16 protein-coding genes are annotated in these 16,038 nt (G+C 62.7%); 7 read left to right on the forward strand and 9 right to left on the reverse strand.

Annotated elements, in window-relative coordinates; translation table 11 throughout:
- Nucleotides 1-49: 49 nt before the first annotated feature.
- From pstS to FZX09_RS03775, 3 genes are all read right to left on the reverse strand, one after another.
- Nucleotides 50-1,030: a phosphate ABC transporter substrate-binding protein PstS gene (gene pstS, locus FZX09_RS03765; protein ID WP_370624167.1), complete on the reverse strand. Its 981-nt coding sequence runs from the start codon at nucleotides 1,028-1,030 to the stop codon at nucleotides 50-52.
- Nucleotides 1,031-1,076: 46 nt separating this feature from the next.
- Nucleotides 1,077-1,334 carry a hypothetical protein gene (locus FZX09_RS03770; RefSeq protein ID WP_226400119.1) on the reverse strand — a complete coding sequence of 86 codons (258 nt, stop codon included), beginning with the start codon at nucleotides 1,332-1,334 and terminating at the stop codon, nucleotides 1,077-1,079.
- Nucleotides 1,335-1,413: 79 nt separating this feature from the next.
- Nucleotides 1,414-2,256, reverse strand: coding sequence for a 3'-5' exonuclease (locus tag FZX09_RS03775; RefSeq protein WP_226400121.1), 843 nt, complete (start codon nucleotides 2,254-2,256; stop codon nucleotides 1,414-1,416).
- An 86-nt stretch (nucleotides 2,257-2,342) separates the two neighbouring features.
- On the opposite strand from FZX09_RS03775, the gene FZX09_RS03780 reads away from it, so the two are divergent.
- A complete protein-coding gene (locus FZX09_RS03780) occupies nucleotides 2,343-2,798 on the forward strand; it encodes a peroxiredoxin (protein ID WP_011364117.1) in 456 nt (151 codons plus the stop codon).
- Between the two features lie 2 nt (nucleotides 2,799-2,800).
- Nucleotides 2,801-3,529: a DUF1350 family protein gene (locus FZX09_RS03785; protein WP_226400123.1), complete on the forward strand. Its 729-nt coding sequence runs from the start codon at nucleotides 2,801-2,803 to the stop codon at nucleotides 3,527-3,529.
- On the opposite strand, the gene acs is transcribed toward FZX09_RS03785, so the two are convergent.
- On the reverse strand, nucleotides 3,519-5,492 hold the full coding sequence (gene acs / locus FZX09_RS03790) for an acetate--CoA ligase (RefSeq protein WP_226400125.1): 1,974 nt from the start codon (nucleotides 5,490-5,492) through the stop codon (nucleotides 3,519-3,521). The genes FZX09_RS03785 and acs overlap by 11 nt on opposite strands.
- A gap of 129 nt (nucleotides 5,493-5,621) precedes the next feature.
- Between acs and FZX09_RS03795 the strand changes: the two genes are divergently transcribed.
- Nucleotides 5,622-6,272 carry an HAD family phosphatase gene (locus FZX09_RS03795; RefSeq protein WP_226400127.1) on the forward strand — a complete coding sequence of 217 codons (651 nt, stop codon included), beginning with the start codon at nucleotides 5,622-5,624 and terminating at the stop codon, nucleotides 6,270-6,272.
- A gap of 9 nt (nucleotides 6,273-6,281) precedes the next feature.
- Here FZX09_RS03795 and sds read toward each other — a convergent pair whose 3' ends face one another.
- The 5 genes from sds to FZX09_RS03820 are packed head-to-tail and all read right to left on the reverse strand — an operon-like array spanning nucleotide 6,282 to nucleotide 10,772.
- Entirely contained in the window at nucleotides 6,282-7,253 is a 972-nt protein-coding gene (gene sds / locus FZX09_RS03800) for a solanesyl diphosphate synthase (protein WP_226400129.1), read from the reverse strand.
- Nucleotides 7,254-7,290: 37 nt separating this feature from the next.
- Entirely contained in the window at nucleotides 7,291-8,088 is a 798-nt protein-coding gene (gene murI / locus FZX09_RS03805; RefSeq protein ID WP_226400131.1) for a glutamate racemase, read from the reverse strand.
- Entirely contained in the window at nucleotides 8,085-9,179 is a 1,095-nt protein-coding gene (locus tag FZX09_RS03810; RefSeq protein WP_226400133.1) for an N-acetylmuramoyl-L-alanine amidase, read from the reverse strand. Before FZX09_RS03810 ends, murI begins: the two co-directional genes overlap by 4 nt.
- A 5-nt stretch (nucleotides 9,180-9,184) precedes the next feature.
- Nucleotides 9,185-10,006 carry a carbon-nitrogen hydrolase family protein gene (locus FZX09_RS03815; RefSeq protein WP_226400135.1) on the reverse strand — a complete coding sequence of 274 codons (822 nt, stop codon included), beginning with the start codon at nucleotides 10,004-10,006 and terminating at the stop codon, nucleotides 9,185-9,187.
- A 34-nt stretch (nucleotides 10,007-10,040) separates the two neighbouring features.
- Nucleotides 10,041-10,772, reverse strand: a complete 732-nt coding sequence (locus FZX09_RS03820; protein ID WP_226400365.1) for a 2-phosphosulfolactate phosphatase family protein — start codon at nucleotides 10,770-10,772, stop codon at nucleotides 10,041-10,043.
- A 63-nt stretch (nucleotides 10,773-10,835) separates the two neighbouring features.
- Here FZX09_RS03820 and FZX09_RS03825 point away from each other — a divergent pair, with 63 nt between their 5' ends.
- The 4 genes from FZX09_RS03825 to glmU are packed head-to-tail and all read left to right on the forward strand — an operon-like array spanning nucleotide 10,836 to nucleotide 16,035.
- Nucleotides 10,836-12,398 (forward strand): UbiD family decarboxylase, encoded by a 1,563-nt coding sequence (locus FZX09_RS03825; RefSeq protein ID WP_226400137.1) that lies wholly within the window; start codon nucleotides 10,836-10,838, stop codon nucleotides 12,396-12,398.
- A 24-nt stretch (nucleotides 12,399-12,422) separates the two neighbouring features.
- Nucleotides 12,423-13,748, forward strand: coding sequence for a 3-phosphoshikimate 1-carboxyvinyltransferase (gene aroA / locus FZX09_RS03830; protein WP_226400139.1), 1,326 nt, complete (start codon nucleotides 12,423-12,425; stop codon nucleotides 13,746-13,748).
- A complete protein-coding gene (locus FZX09_RS03835) occupies nucleotides 13,729-14,646 on the forward strand; it encodes a tRNA (5-methylaminomethyl-2-thiouridine)(34)-methyltransferase MnmD (protein WP_226400141.1) in 918 nt (305 codons plus the stop codon). The genes aroA and FZX09_RS03835 overlap by 20 nt, the downstream gene beginning before the upstream one ends.
- Nucleotides 14,647-14,682: 36 nt before the next feature.
- Nucleotides 14,683-16,035, forward strand: a complete 1,353-nt coding sequence (gene glmU, locus FZX09_RS03840; RefSeq protein WP_226400143.1) for a bifunctional UDP-N-acetylglucosamine diphosphorylase/glucosamine-1-phosphate N-acetyltransferase GlmU — start codon at nucleotides 14,683-14,685, stop codon at nucleotides 16,033-16,035.
- Nucleotides 16,036-16,038: the final 3 nt, after the last annotated feature.

A 16,038-nucleotide genomic window follows, 5' to 3' on the forward strand; every position in this document is an offset into this window, starting at 1 on the left:
CCGAGGGGCCCCCTTGATGTTTGGTTTCTAAAACCGATTCAAGCCAAAATCACTTGCCGATCTTTTTGACAGCAGCCTTGGACTTGGCCAGGATGTCGCCCTTCAGGGGAACGAAGCCCAGGGAAGAAGCTTTGCTCTGAGCAGCGTCGCTCAGCATGTAGTTGAAGGCCTCCTGCACCACCTTGGCGTTGCGGCCGTTGCCTTTCTCATACGCCAAAACCCAAGTGAGAGTAGCGATGGGATAAGCGCCTTTGGCGGTGGGGTTGGGGTTCTTACCAGCCAGATCCTTGTCCAGAGTGATTCCGTTCAGGGCAGTAGCACCTGCAGCCACTGAAGGCTTGAGGAATTGTCCTGAAAGGTTCTGAAGAGCAGCAGCTTTGACGTTGCCCTTGATGTACGACTGATTCACGTACCCAATAGCACCGACCCGATTCCGGATCAGGCCAGCAACACCAGAGTTGCCTTTGGCGCCAACACCTGCAGGCCACTTGACGGATTTGCCTGTGCCGAGTGTCCAGGTCTTGGAGAAGGCCTGCATGGAGTTGGTGAAGGCCTTGGTGGTGCCAGAGCCATCAGAACGGTGAACCCAGGTGAGGGTGCCGGGCTGGCAGCCAAGCTCCTTCCAGTTCTTGACCACACCCATGGCGACCTTGACAGCCTGCTCCTGAGTCAGCTTGAGGTCGCAGCCAGGCTTGTTGTAGCCGAAGGCGATGGTGCCACCCACCATCGGGATCTGGACCACTCCACGGCCGACCTTGGCCATGTCCTTCTTCTTCATCGGATCATCCGATGCACCGAAGTTCACAGTCTGGTCAATGAAAGCTTTGCGGCCGGAACCGGATCCCACCGCCTGATAGTTCACCTTGAGTCCACCGGAGCCGGCGAGATCGGCGAACCAGCTCTGGTACACCTTGGCGGGGAAGGACGCTCCGGCTGCATTGAGGCTGGACACACTCGAACTACCACCACAGGCGGCAAGGCCAACAGCGAGAACGCTCAGGCTGGAAATAACAGGGAACGATGTGCCCAAACCGTTTGTTTGATTTGGTCCATCCTCCCGCGTCGTGAATCCAGGCTCAGGCGGTGTGCGCAACGGTGAGCCGCGTCGCGACTGAATAGCAGCGCAGCCAGCGGTTCACCCGTTTGCGGTGGGGGGCGGGGACCTCCCCAATCAACTGGCTGAGTTCATCAGCCCCAATGCGTCGCAGGGCGCGCACGTCAACATGCCAGAGCGCTTCGGCTTCACGAATCAACCGCGCCCAGGTACGCACCTGCTGCCACTGGCGCAGGCGGGAGCGAATTGGACGTTGATGGGGATGCAGAAATGCCGTCATGGCTTCAGCCTGCTGCGCTCAGCGGCGCTCTCTGCAAAACCACCCAGACGCTTCGGAGTGCTGAAGCAAATGCGCAGGCTCAGGCGCTGAGGCGATCGGTCTCGAGCTCAACGGGGGCAACAAGAAAATCAAGTTCCGCCACCTCGCGATCGCTCAAACGACGGGTCCAGGCCCCCTTGATCGGATCGTTCCAACGGAAACCCGCTGCTTTGGCCAGATGGCGTTCTTCGAAGGACACCCGGGCACGCATCAACTGGCGCGGTTCCAGGCCCCGCTCCAACAGCTGCTCAAGGTCGTCACAACGTGCGAACACCTCTGCGATATAGATGCAATCGCTGAGGGCGCGGTGGGCGGCCCAGACCGGGACGCCATAGGCCAAGGCCAGGTCCCGCACCGACGGCCGCGAACGCAACTGACGCTCCCCCGGCCAACGGATGTCTTCCATGGTGCAAAGCCACGGTGTTGCGGTGGCCGGCACGACACCAAGACCAAACCACTGGCGATCAAAGGCCGCGTTATGGGCCACCAGCAGATCGGCAGCAGCTAGCAGATGCTCAAACCACACCAGCGCCTCCTGCCAGGGCTGGGGCCGACGGGTGACGGCGGCGGGAATCCGGTTGATCGCCTCTGCCGCGTTGGAATCCACGGGCAGAAGAAACGATTGCTGCGCCAGCACCGAACGACTCGGCACATCAAACAAAATGCAGCCCACCTCAAGGCACTGGTCCTGCTGCGGATCCAAACCGGAGGTTTCGGTGTCAATGATCAGCAAAGTGGTCGGGGAGGCCTCTGGCGCGTGCTCTGGCTGATCAGCCTTGGCCTCGGGCTCGACGGCTGGTGATGAAGGCAACAGGGTTGGCGCTGTTTGGGTCTCCGCCTGAGGTCTTGAAAACCCCGCAAGCAAATCGAGCTGTTCAGGCATGGCGCAGTGACTCCTCCCACCACTGATTCTCCCGCCCCGGGCAAGGTGCCTGCTGCCTAGGGTTCAGCCCTCTTCATTTCAATCCAATGGCCCTCGGGATCGGCGACCGGCTCCCCTCCTTCAGCCTGGAGGATCAGAACGGTGACCTTCGCACTCCCGCCTCGGTTCAGGGCCGCTGGCTCGTGCTGTTCTTCTATCCCAAGGACGACACGCCAGGCTGCACGGCTGAAGCCTGCAGCTTCCGCGACAACGCTGAGAGCTTTGCGGCCCTCGATGCAGAGGTTTGGGGCATCAGCGGTGATGACGCCGTCAGCCACCGCCGTTTCGCCACCCGCCACAACCTCACGTTTCCTCTGCTTTGCGACCGCAATAACGCCCTGCGCCGCGAGATGGGTGTACCCAAAGCCCTTGGTCTGCTGCCCGGTCGCGTCACCTACATCGTTGACGGGGAGGGAGTGATCCGTCACACCTTCAGCAACCTCTTGGATGGTCCGGCCCACGTGCGTGAAGCACAGCAGGTGCTGAATCAGCTGCGCGGTTGAGCATGGCCAACTGGCGTCAGCTGGGTGCGATCTGGCAACTGCGGCCGGCCGAACCCAAGGGATTGATCGAATTCATCGGCGGCAGCTATCTGGCAGCCACACCCCAGATCAGCTACCGCAGGCTGCTGGAAGACCTAGCGGCGGGCGGGTTGGCCGTGCATGCCTGGGCCTATGTGCCTGGGTTCGATCATCAACGCCAGGCCCGCGATGCCTGGAGTGCCTTCCGCTCAGCGCGTCGCCAACTTGAGGAGCGCTGCGGGGCCCTTTCAGCTCCGCTGCGGCTTGGCCACAGCCTGGGATGCAAGCTTCACCTGCTGGCCCCCGATGGGGGTCGCGGCAGCAGGGCCCTGGTGGCCCTGAGCTTCAACAACTTCAACGCCGACCGTTCGATTCCCCTGCTGGGCGAACTGGCACCCCGGCTCGGGGTGGAAACCGAGTTCAGCCCCAGTCCAGCCGAAACGCTTCGCTTGATCAGCCGCCACTACCAACAGGAGCGGAATCTGGTGGTGCGCTTCGGCCGCGATGAGCTGGATCAAAGCGGTGATCTGATCGAGGCCCTTCGAGAACGTCCCTCCGACGCCAGCTCAACCCTGGAACTTCCCGGCGATCACCTCACGCCGGCCAGTGCCGGGCTGCGACGCAGCTTCCTAGGAGACTGGGCGGACGACCCCAAGCGGGTGGCGGTCATCCGTCAGCTGAGCCAAACCATCGGCAAGGCGATCAGGCCCTGAGGCGATCCAAAACGGAGCGATCCTCCAGGGTGCTGGTGTCGCCACTCACCTCCTGACCCGCCGCCAAGGCCCGCAGGATCCGGCGCATGATCTTGCCGCTGCGGGTCTTGGGAAGTGCATCACTGCAACGGATCTCATCCGGCCGGGCGATCGGACCGATCTCCTTGCCGACGTGGATCCGCAATTCCTTCACCAGGGCGTCATCGCCCTCACGGCCTGACTCGAGGGTGACGAAGGCCACAATGCCTTCGCCCTTGAGGTCATCAGGACGACCCACAACGGCCGCCTCCGCCACCGCGGGGTGACTGACCAGAGCTGATTCGATCTCCATCGTGCCGAGACGGTGGCCCGAGACGTTGATCACGTCATCGACGCGACCCATGACCCAGAAGTAGCCATCGGCATCACGCCGGGCGCCATCCCCCGCGAAATAGAGGTAGGAACCATCGGCAGGCCGGATGTGCTCCCAATAGCTCTCGCGGAAGCGTTGGGGGTTGCCATGCACGGTACGCATCATTCCTGGCCAGGGGGCACGCACCGCCAGATACCCGCCTTCATCGGCACCACAGCTGTTGCCTTCCGCATCGATGATGTCGGCCTGAATGCCAGGCAGGGGCAGGGTGGCAGAGCCGGGCTTGGTGGGCGTTGCACCAGGCAGGGGGCTGATCATTACCCCGCCGGTTTCCGTCTGCCACCAGGTGTCGACGATCGAGCAGCGGTTGCCTCCAATCACGTCGCGATACCACATCCAGGCCTCCGGATTTATTGGTTCGCCAACGGTGCCGAGCAGGCGGAGGCTGCTCATGTCGAACTGATCCGGAACGGAGCGGCCGCTCTTCATAAATGCCCGGATTGCGGTGGGAGCCGTGTAAAAGATCGTGATTCCGTGCTTCTGAATCAACTCCCAGAAGGCACCGGGCTTGGACGGGCGCGGTGCTCCCTCGTACATCACCGTCGTTGCACCGTTCGATAACGGGCCATAGACGATGTAGCTGTGGCCGGTGATCCAACCCACATCGGCGGTACACCAGAAGACATCCTCATCCCGGATGTCGAAAATCCACTGGAAGGTGAGATGGGCCCAGAGGTTGTAACCGGCGGTGGTATGAACCACGCCCTTAGGTTTGCCGGTGGAGCCGGATGTGTAAAGAACGAAGAGGCGGTCCTCGCTAGCCATCGGGGCAGCGGGGCAGTCGTCACTTTGACCCTCCACCAGGTCATGCCACCACTGATCGCGACCGGCAACCATCTCCACGTCCTGCTTGGTGCGCTGCACCACAAGCACACCGGTCACCGAGGGGCAGGCGCCGTTGGCCAGCGCCGCATCCACCGCGGGCTTGAGAGACACCGGATTGTCCTTGCGGAAGCCGCCATCAGCGGTAATCACCGCTTTCACTTCGCCGTCATTGAGACGGTCCCTTAGGGCTTCTGCGGAAAAGCCACCGAACACCACCGAATGGGGAGCACCAATGCGAGCGCAAGCGAGCATGGCGATCGCCGCCTCAGGCACCATCGGCATATAAAGCGCCACAAGATCACCCTTGCCAATGCCCATGGCCTTGAGGCCATTGGCGGCTTTGCAGACCTCGGCATGCAGTTCCTGGTAGGTGAACCGGCGCACATCCCCCGGCTCTCCTTCCCAGATCAACGCTGTTTTCTGAGCCTTTGGCCCATCGAGATGACGGTCCAGGCAGTTGTAGGAGAGGTTCGTCGTACCACCCTCAAACCAGCGCGCAAACGGAGGATTGGACCAGTCGAGCACGGTATGGAAGGGCTCGAACCAATGCAGTTCTCGGCAGGCGGCCTCACCCCAGAACGCATCTGGATCGTTTTTGGCGGCATCGGCCATGGCCCGGTAGGCCTCGAGGCTGCCGATGCGAGCTTTAGCGGAGGTGTCTGCTGGCGGCTCGAACACCCGCTGCTCCTGCAGCACGCTTTCGATCGTGGTGTTGGCGTCGGTCACAGCAGACTGCGCAGTGCATCTCCTCGAAGGGTAAGGAGCAGGACCCCGGTTGATCCAGGTCCCGTATCAATCCGTCGGACGATGATGCAGTCGATGCGAAAGGATTGAGCTGGGCATCACCGTTCCGGGATGAAACTGCCACCTGCCGCTTGCCTGTTCGATCTGGATGGGCTTCTGCTCGACACCGAGCCGCTGCATGGCCGGGGCTGGTGGGAAGCCGCAGCTCACTTCGGCACCCAGCTGAGCGAGGTCCAGTTGATGCAGCTGAAAGGCCGTCGCCGACTCGACTGTGCGGCCCAAGTGGATGCATGGCTGGCCAAACCGGTGGGCGCGGATGCCTTGTTGGCGGTGCAGCAACCGATTGTTCGTGCCCTGCTCCCGGATGCTGCCCCGATGCCCGCAGCGCAGGAGCTGGTAACGCACTGCCACAACCGGGGCATCCCCATGGCGCTGGTCACCAGCAGCAGCCGCGACGCCGTTGAATTCAAAGCAGCCCCCCATCCCTGGCTCGAGCAGATCCATGAACGGGTTTACGGCGACGATCCCGACCTTGACGCGGGCAAACCCGACCCCGCTCCCTTTCGGCTTGCCGCCCAGCGCCTGGGGCTCCACCCCAAAGACTGCTGGGCCCTTGAGGATTCCCAGGCCGGTAGCCAATCAGCCCTTGGCGCCGGTTGTCAGGTCTGGCTAGTGAGCACCACAGGCTCTAAGCATCCAAACTTGAACTCCAATCCCTGTGGAATCAATAGCCTGGCTGTTGTGTTGAGTCTGTTGTCTTGAGGTTCCAGTTCAGTACAGACGGCTGAGGACAAAGTCCGGCAGTTCCATCAAGGCGCGTTGCGCTGCGGACTCCGGCAGCCAGGCGATCGATTCACGGGATTCGCGGGCAAAGGTTTCTGCAAGCGCACGGGTGCGTTCAATCGCCTTGGATGCCCGAACCATTTCCAGCGCCTTGTCCAGGTCACCGGGCTCAGAGAACTGGCGATCAATCAACGGCTGCAGCGATGGATGCTCCTCAAGGGCATAGAAAGTGGGAGCGGTTAGATAGCCACTGGCGAGATCACTGGCTGCAGGCTTGCCGAGCTGCTGGTCGTTTCCGGTGAAATCGAGAATGTCATCAACCACCTGGAAGGCCAAGCCCAACTGGCGGCCGAATTGGTAGAGGCTGTCGAGCTGAGACGGCGAGCAGCCGGTGAGCACACCCGCTGCTCGGGAACTGTTGGCAATTAGTGATGCCGTCTTGCAGTAGCTCTTTTCGAGGTAGGTCTCAAAGGTTTGGGCTGTATCGAAGCGGTATAGACCCTGTTTAACCTCACCATCGGCGAGGTCCATGATCACGCGGCTCAGCAGCTTCACCACATCGAGGTCGTCGAGGTTGGCGAGGTGCCAGCTGGCCTGCGCGAAGAGAAAGTCGCCGGCAAGAACCGCAACGCGGGCATCAAAACGGCTGTGGACCGTGTCCACACCGCGCCGGGTCGAAGCCTCATCTACCACATCGTCGTGAACAAGCGAGGCGGTATGGATCATTTCCGTGATCTCAGCCAAGCGGCGATGGCGCGGCGAAAGATCTCCTTTCTCCGAAAGAGCGCGCGACAGGAGCAAAACAATGCCCGGGCGTAAACGCTTGCCACCGGCGCTGAACAGGTGTTCCGCAGCGGCCTGGAGAATGGGGTGACCTGCCCCGATCAGGCTGCGCAGGTCTCCGAGCAGGGTTTCAAGATCTGTCTCTACCGGTTGGAGTAGCTCGGTAACGGTGCTCATGACTCCCCTCGGCGCCGCGATCCTAGTGGCCCCACGCTCAGTCCTGCAGCAGCTGAAGGCTGACGACAGGCCGCTGGCCCAGCCAGGGGGTGGCGCGCATCGCGAAGGCATCGGGGTCAGCGGTGACGCAGAAGCGGCAGCTCTCCAATGAAAACGGCCTTGGAGTCGGCGAAATCCGCGCCGGTGGCCCCAAAACGGCATCTAGTTGACGGGCCACACCGATGGCCGGGTCAATGATCTGGACCGACTCCGGCAGCAGCTGACGCAACAGAGGCACCAGCAGCGGGTAATGGGTGCAACCCAGCACGATCGACTCAACTGAAGCCGCTAGCAAGGGTTCGAGATAGGCCTGGGCCGCACGGCGCAGGTCTTCGCTGTTCATCTCGCCTGCTTCGATCAGGGGAACAAAAGCAGGACAGGCCTGCTCAATCACCACCGACCCTGGGTGAAGTGCTTCGATGCTGGCCCGATAGGCCGAGGAGGCCACGGTGGCTGGTGTGGCCAACACACCAACACGGCCCGTTTCAACCATCGCTGCGGCAGCGCCGATCAGGCCGATGACTGGCACCCCGGCCTGCCCCTCGGCCACATCCCTTGCCAAGGCATTGGTGGTGTTGCAGGCCATGACCACCGTGGACACCTGTTGGTCGCTTAACCAACCCACCACTTCAGCGGCGATGCGCCGGATGTCATCCGGTTGCCGGTTGCCGTAGGGGACCCGGGCCGTGTCGCCGAGGTAAACGCAAGGAACAGACCCATGGCGTTCGAGCACCCGGCGCAGAACCGTCAAGCCACCAAGTCCGCTGTCGAAGAAGCCCAGCAGTTGCTGCGTCATCGCACCTCCTGCTTGAGGTAATTGAGAATGCCGGCGGCCAGGGCCAAGGCCAACCGGCGGCGATGGTCGGCATTGGCCAGACGCGGTGCATCAATCGCCCCGGTGACAAAGCCCATCTCCACCAGGGCAGAAGGCATGGTGCTGCGCCGGATCACGAAGAAGCGACCGCGTCTGACTCCGCGATTCGGTGTTCCGGATGACACGTCCATCATCTGCTGCTGCAGATACGAGGCCAGGCGCCCAGAACGGGGATCCGAAAAGAAGAAGGTCTCGATCCCATTCACATCCGGACGGTTCATGCTCAGGGCATTGGCATGGATGCTCACGAAAGCAGTAGCCCCGCTGCGATTCGCCAGGGAAACCCGCGGAGGCAAGTCCACATCCACTTCACGCGTGCGGGTCAAGCGCACATCCACGCCCCTTGCCCGCAGCAAGTCGGCCACCTGCAGCGACACATCCAAAACCACATCGGTCTCGCGCAGACCACCAATGCCGATAGCCCCCGGATCTGGGCCGCCATGGCCGGGATCAATCACGATGCGGTAGCGGTTTCGGGCCACCGTGGGCAGCCCGGAAGGGTCGACCGGCGTGCGGGTGGGACGGAATCCACCCGGTGGGAGCCAGGCCGTGGCACGACCGGTCAGATCGCCTTCGCCGAAATCATCCAAACCACGGGTCGGCAAGCCGGTGAACACCAGTTCCCAGCGATCCGGCGCGGTTCCACGCAGGCGCAGATCGTTGGGGTTGAGATCCACATCAGGGCGGAATTCCACTACCAGACGGGTGGCACCCGCGCGGGGCTTGCCCAGCCGGATCTCACGGACAGCACCACGTCCGGCCAAGCGCCGCGGGAATCTCAGCTCACCAGGAATATCAATCCAGACCCTGGTGCCGCGACCATCGCTGGCGGCCTGAAAAAACGCCTCCAATCGAGCGTTCCGGCTGGTGCGGAGCTTGAGAACCCCCTCCTCGGTGAAGGCCCAGGCGGCCAAGGCACTGGCGGCTCGGGCAGGCAACGACTGGGTGAAAGCAGTGCACTGCAGGGCCGCGGCCAGAAGCCAGGCCAGCCGTCGGGACGACGCCGGAGCCATGGCGCTCAGAACAGAGCGGGTTGGCGGTGCCGAAGGCTCGGCATCTGACCCCGAACATGACCAAGGTGATTGGTGTTCACCGGAGCAATGGCTGCTCCTGCCTGCACACCCGCATCGGCGAGGACTGTTCCCCAGGGATCAATCACCAGAGAGTGTCCATGGCTCTGACGCCGACCGTGATGGACACCTGTCTGCGCCGGAGCCAGCACGTAGGCCGTGTTCTCAATGGCCCTGGCCTGAAGAAGCACCTGCCAGTGATCTTTTCCGGTGAAGGCTGTGAATGCCGCAGGAATCATCAACAGGTCTGCGCCGGCACCGACGAGATGGCGATAAAGCTCAGGAAACCGCACGTCGTAGCAAATGGACAGCCCCACCTTGCAGAGACCAGGAATCTCAACGACTGGAGGCAAATCCCTGCCTGGGTTCACTGTTGCCGACTCGCGATAGGTGTTGCCGTCCGGCAGGTCGACATCGAAGAGGTGAATCTTGTCGTAACGGCCCAGGAGCATGCCGTCACGGTCGACGAGCTCAGCGCGGTTAAGGGTTCGCGATCCATCACCGACCGGCACAGGAAAGCCACCGCCAAGAAGCGCCACCTGGTAACGACGCGCCATGGTCACCAGGAATCGACTGCTCTGCTCAGCAAGGTCGGGGGCCAGCTCAAGGCGCCGGCTGTCCTCACCCATGAAAGCGAAATTTTCGGGCAGACCAATCAGTTCCGCCCCTCGGCGGGCAGCCAGGTCGATCTGCTCTTCAGCCGTATTGAAGTTGAGCTCCGGATCCTGACCGCTCGTCAGCTGGACAGCAGCCGCCAGGAAGTCGCTCACATGAACTGATCAGATAGGCGGATTTTAATGAGGGTCAGGCCGCTCGAAGCACCCCGGGCTCGACCTGTGTCGGAACGACACTGAGCTGGTCGAGGCCAGCACAGCAGCGGAAATCGGCGTCGTGATCGCCCAGGCGAATCAACCGCTGCCCATGGGTCGCCGTGCGAAGGCACTCCTCTGGATCGGATTGCCACTGACGCCAGAGGGAAACGGCTGCAGTGAGTTCGTCGTTGGCGGCGCTGCTCCCGGTGGGATCCAGCTCCAGCAACCGATGCCCCAAGGCGCCAGCGGCCAGTGAATCCTCCAGGGAATAGGCCCCCTCCCAACCGCTGCCAACAACCGCCACATGGCTGGGTTGTTTCGCCAGCAAACGCTGAGCCACGGCATCGCGGTTCGGCAACGCCGCCGTCAACAGCAGGGGAACCTGGCGCACACGATCAAGAGCACGGGTGCCATTGGTGGTGCTCATGAACAGACGCTTGCCAGCCACCCGCTCCGGATTCACGGCAACAGGTGAGTTGCCTAGGTCAAAGCCCTCGAGCATCTGGCCGCCGCGCTCGCCCAGCAGCAGCCGCGCATCGGCCGGCCACGCCGCTGCCGCACTGCGCAGATCGTCGAGGCTGGCGAAAGCCTGCACCGCCTCTGCACCGTTGTGCAATGCCCAGGCAATGGTGGTGGTGGCCCGCAACACATCAATCACCACCGCCGCATCGGGGCGTAGATCCTGCGGCATCTCTGCCGGCACATGGAAGTAGGAGATCTGCATGGCCACGCTGTACACCGGCGTGCGACACAGTACCGAGACTGCTTGCGCCGAGACCGTCATCCCATGGCCCTGTTCCAATCCGGTCCGGCCACCCGAGATCTGCGGGGCTTCCTCAAGCTCCTCGAAGAGCGCGGCCAGCTGCGACGGATCACGGCACCGGTGGACCCCGACCTCGAACTGGCGGCCATTGCCGACCGGGTGCTGAGTCAAGGAGGGCCAGCCCTGCTGTTCGAGAACGTGATCGGCTCCACGATGCCGGTGGCCGTCAACACCCTCGGCACCGTGGAACGGGTGGTGTGGAGCATGGGCCTCGAACGGGCCGAGCAGCTGGAGGAGCTGGGGTCACGTCTGGCCCTGCTTCAGCAACCCCGACCGCCCAAGGGGCTGGAGGAAACCAAGCAATTCGCCCGCGTCTTCTGGGACCTGGTCAAAGCCAAGCCCGACCGCGACCTCACACCCCCCTGCCGTCAGCAGGTTTTCCGTGGTGATGAGGTCGATCTCAACAACATCCCCCTAATCCGGCCCTGGCCCGGTGATGCCGGGGGCGTGATCACGCTTGGGCTGGTGATCACCAAAGACCCAGAAACCGGTGTCCCCAACGTGGGCGTCTACCGGCTGCAGAGGCAGTCGGTGAACACGATGACCGTGCACTGGTTAAGCGTGCGCGGCGGCGCCCGCCACCTGCGCAAAGCGGCCGCTATGGGCAAGAAGCTGGAGGTGGCAGTGGCCATTGGCGTGCACCCGCTGCTGGTGATGGCCGCTGCCACACCGATCCCGGTGCAGCTCAGTGAATGGCTGTTCGCAGGCATCTATGCCGGAGAAGGGGTGCGTCTGGCCCCCTGCAAAACCATCGACCTTCAGGTGCCCAGCCACAGCGAAGTGGTGCTGGAAGGGACGATCACCCCAGGGGAAGTGCTGCCGGATGGCCCCTTCGGAGATCACATGGGCTTCTACGGCGGTGTGGAGGACTCACCTCTGGTGCGCTTCCACTGCATGACCCAACGGCGGGATCCGGTGTTTCTCACCACCTTCAGCGGCCGTCCTCCCAAGGAAGAAGCGATGCTGGCCATCGCGCTGAACCGGATCTACACACCGATCCTGCGGCAGCAGATTCCGGAGATCACCGACTTCTTCCTGCCGATGGAAGCGCTCAGCTACAAGCTGGCGGTGATCTCGATTGACAAGGCTTATCCGGGGCAGGCCAAGCGTGCAGCCATGGCCTTCTGGAGTGCATTGCCGCAGTTCACTTACACAAAATTCGTGGTGGTGGTGGACAGTCACATCAACGTGCGCGACCCGCGCCAGGTGGTCTGGGCCATCGCGGCCCAGGTGGATCCCCAACGCGACCTGTTCACCCTGGAGAACACCCCTTTCGACACCCTGGACTTCGCCAGCGAGCAGTTGGGCCTTGGGGGACGCCTGGCCATTGATGCCACCACCAAAGTGGGACCTGAGAAAAATCACGAATGGGGTGAACCCCTCAGCCGTCCTGAGGATCTGGAACAACGGGTCAGCGACCGCTGGGCCGAGCTGGGTCTGGAAGACCTCGGCAACGACGACCCCGACCCCAGCCTGTTCGGCTATGCCCTTGACCGACTGATTCAGGGCCTGAAGACCGGCCAATAGGATCAGCCCAACGACGTTGCGACCTTGAGCGGCACAGGCCAATCCGACAACCCCCGTGAGCTCAAGGCCGGAGGAAGCCTCCAGGGACGGGTGAAGGTCCCGGGAGATAAATCGATCTCGCACAGATCGCTGCTGTTTGGCGCCATCGCTGAGGGCACGACGACGATTGACGGCCTGCTCCCCGCTGAAGACCCCCTGAGCACAGCCGCCTGCCTGCGGGCCATGGGCGTCAGCATCAGCCCAATTACCGACGGCGACATCGTCACCGTTGAGGGCGTGGGTCTGGATGGATTACAGGAGCCAGCAGAAGTGCTCGACTGCGGCAACTCCGGCACCACGATGCGATTGATGCTGGGCCTGCTGGCGGGCCGCGACGGTCGCCATTTCGTGCTGGATGGCGATGCGTCCCTGCGCCGCCGCCCCATGCTTCGGGTGGGCCAACCGTTGGCCTCGATGGGAGCAGATGTGCGTGGCCGTGATGGCGGCAACCTGGCACCGCTGGCAGTGCAAGGGTGTCAGCTGAAAGGAACGGTGATCGGCACGCCCGTGGCCAGTGCTCAGGTGAAATCGGCACTGCTGCTAGCTGCGCTAACGGCCGAAAGCCAGACCACAGTGATCGAACCGGCCCAGTCCCGCGATCACAGCGAGCGAATGCTCAAGGCGTTCGGCGCCGATATCAGCGTGGGAGGTGAAATGGGACGGCACATCAGCGTGCGTCCCGGCTCCACCCTGAATGGCAAGAGCGTAGTGGTCCCTGGCGACATCAGCTCAGCGGCCTTCTGGCTTGTGGCTGGAGCCCTGATTCCCGGCGCCGATCTCACCATCGAAAACGTGGGGCTGAACCCAACACGCACCGGGATCTTGGAGGTGTTGGAACAGATGGGTGCCCAGATCGACGTGCTCAACCCCCGCGATGTTGCGGGTGAACCGGTAGGCGATCTTCGGGTGACCCACGGCCCCTTGAAACCCTTCCACTTCGGCGAGGAGATCATGCCCCGCCTCGTGGATGAAGTGCCGATCCTCAGCGTTGCCGCCTGTTTCTGCGAGGGCGAAAGTCGAATCAGTGGAGCGTCTGAACTGCGGGTGAAGGAAACAGATCGGCTTGCGGTGATGGCCCGTCAGCTCAAGGCCATGGGGGCCGACATTGATGAACAAGAGGACGGCATGACCATCCGTGGAGGTCGTCCACTCAAGGGAGCTGTGCTGGACAGCGAAACTGATCACCGGGTGGCAATGAGCCTCGGCGTCGCAGCCATGCTCGCCGACGGCAATTCCAGCCTGGCGAGAAGCGAAGCTGCAGCCGTGTCGTACCCCTCGTTCTGGGACGAACTTGAACGGCTCCGCTGCTGAGCTCGGCGCGCTCCGCGTCTACCCAACGGCGGATGGCAGCTTCAGCCTGCACAGCGATCACTTCGGGGAGGCCTTTCACAACTCGGCGGGGGCCCTGAATGAGGCCCGGGCCAAGTTCGTCCAACCCGCAGAGCTGCAGCGCTTCAGCAGCGGATCTGAATTAAGGATCCTTGATGTGTGCCTGGGGCTGGGTTACAACACGGCCGCCGTGATGGAGGCCTTGCCGTCGGCTGGGCCGCAGGTGCAGTGGTGGGGGCTTGAGCTGGACCGCCGCCCCTTGGAACAAGCCTTGGAACAGGCAAGCTTCCAATGCCTCTGGTCAGCCCCTGTGCTCGCGAAGCTTCAAGCCATCCGCGACCACGGCGGCTGGCAGGAGCACAACAGCCAAGGGATCCAGCTCTGGGGAGACGCCCGATCGATGCTCCAGCAGATTCCTGAGCCCGTTCGCTTCGATCTGATTCTGTTGGATGCCTTCTCGCCCCAGCGCTGCCCAGAACTATGGAGCGAGGAATTCCTGGGAGCCCTGGCACAGCGCTTGGCGCCGCTGGGACGGTTGCTGACCTACAGCCGTTCAGCTGCAGTGCGGGCCAGCCTGAAACGAGCGGGCTTGAACCTGTTTTCACTGCTGCCAGCCCCGGGGGAACGGGTGGGGTGGAGCAGCGGCACGTTGGCCACAACCGCAGACTCCGGCTGTCCTTTTGAAGGCCCCGGTTGGCAGCCCCTCTCGGCCATGGAATTGGAACACCTGCAGACGCGAGCGGCTGTGCCGTTTCGCGATCCCCGGGGCAACGCCACGGCTGAAGTCATCCTTGAGCGCCGCTGCCTTGAACAGGAGCATTGCGGGCACGAACCAACCAATGCCTGGCAAAGGCGCTGGCGCAGGGACAGTCCTTCCTGAGCCCGGTAGATTCCGCCCGTCTTCCCCTCGCTCCGCATGCTCGCCGTAGCCGTTCTGGCCGCTGGAAAAGGCACCCGCATGAAGAGCGCACTTCCGAAAGTGCTCCAACCCCTGGCGGGAGCCACCCTGGTGGAACGGGTGCTCGCCAGTGCCGGCAACCTGAAACCGGAACGGCGGCTGTTGATCGTGGGTCATCAGGCGGAACGGGTGGAGCAGCAGCTGGCTCCGCTCGGAGGCCTGGAATTTGTTCTGCAGCAGCCCCAGAACGGCACGGGGCATGCCGTGCAACATCTGATCCCCTCGCTGGAGGGCTTTGAAGGCGAACTGCTCGTGCTCAACGGTGATGTGCCGCTGCTGAGGAGTGAAACGGTCGAAGCGTTGGTGCAACAGCACCGGGCCAGCGGTGCCGATGTCACCCTGCTGACAGCACGGCTCGCGGATCCCACCGGTTACGGGCGTGTATTCGCCAATGCCGACGGCCAGGTGAGCAGCATCATTGAGCATCGCGATTGCACCGACGAGCAACGCAGCAACAACCTCACCAACGCCGGGATCTACTGCTTCAACTGGACGGCCCTGGCCAACGTTCTGCCGAAGCTCAGCACCGACAACGATCAGGGAGAGCTTTATCTCACCGACACGGTGGCGATGCTGCCCAAGGCCATGCACCTGGAGGTAGCCGATGCCGATGAGGTGAACGGCATCAACAACCGGCGTCAACTGGCCCAGTGCGAAGCCCTGTTGCAGCAAAGATTGCGCCACCACTGGATGGATGAAGGAGTCACCTTCATTGATCCCGACAGTTGCACCTTGAGCGAAGGCTGCAGCTTCGGCCGTGATGTGGTGGTCGAACCGCAAACCCATTTTCGTGGCCGCTGCGTGATTGGCGACAACTGCCGAATTGGCCCCAGCAGCATGATCGAGGATGCATCTCTAGGGGCCAACGTCAGTGCGGTGCACTCCGTAGTGCGTGAGGCCAAGGTGGGCAACGACGTTGCCATCGGTCCCTTTGCTCACCTCCGGCCGGCCGCAGATATAGGCGACGGATGCCGCATCGGCAACTTTGTTGAGGTGAAGAAAAGCCAGCTGGGGGCTGGCACCAAGGTGAACCACCTCAGCTACATCGGCGACGCCCAACTCGGGGAAAAAGTCAACGTGGGGGCCGGAACAATCACCGCCAATTACGACGGGGTGAACAAGCACCGCACCGTGATCGGCAGCAACAGCAAAACCGGTGCCAATTCCGTGCTGGTTGCCCCAATCAACGTCGGCGAACGCGCCACGATCGGTGCCGGGTCAACGATCACCAAGGATGTGGCGGATGGCGCCCTGGCGATTGGTCGCGCCCGTCAGATGAGCAAGGACGGCTGGGCAGAACGAAAGGTTTAATCC

This window comes from Synechococcus sp. MU1643 (assembly GCF_020514095.1).
In the GTDB taxonomy this organism is placed as follows: Bacteria; Cyanobacteriota; Cyanobacteriia; order PCC-6307; family Cyanobiaceae; genus Parasynechococcus.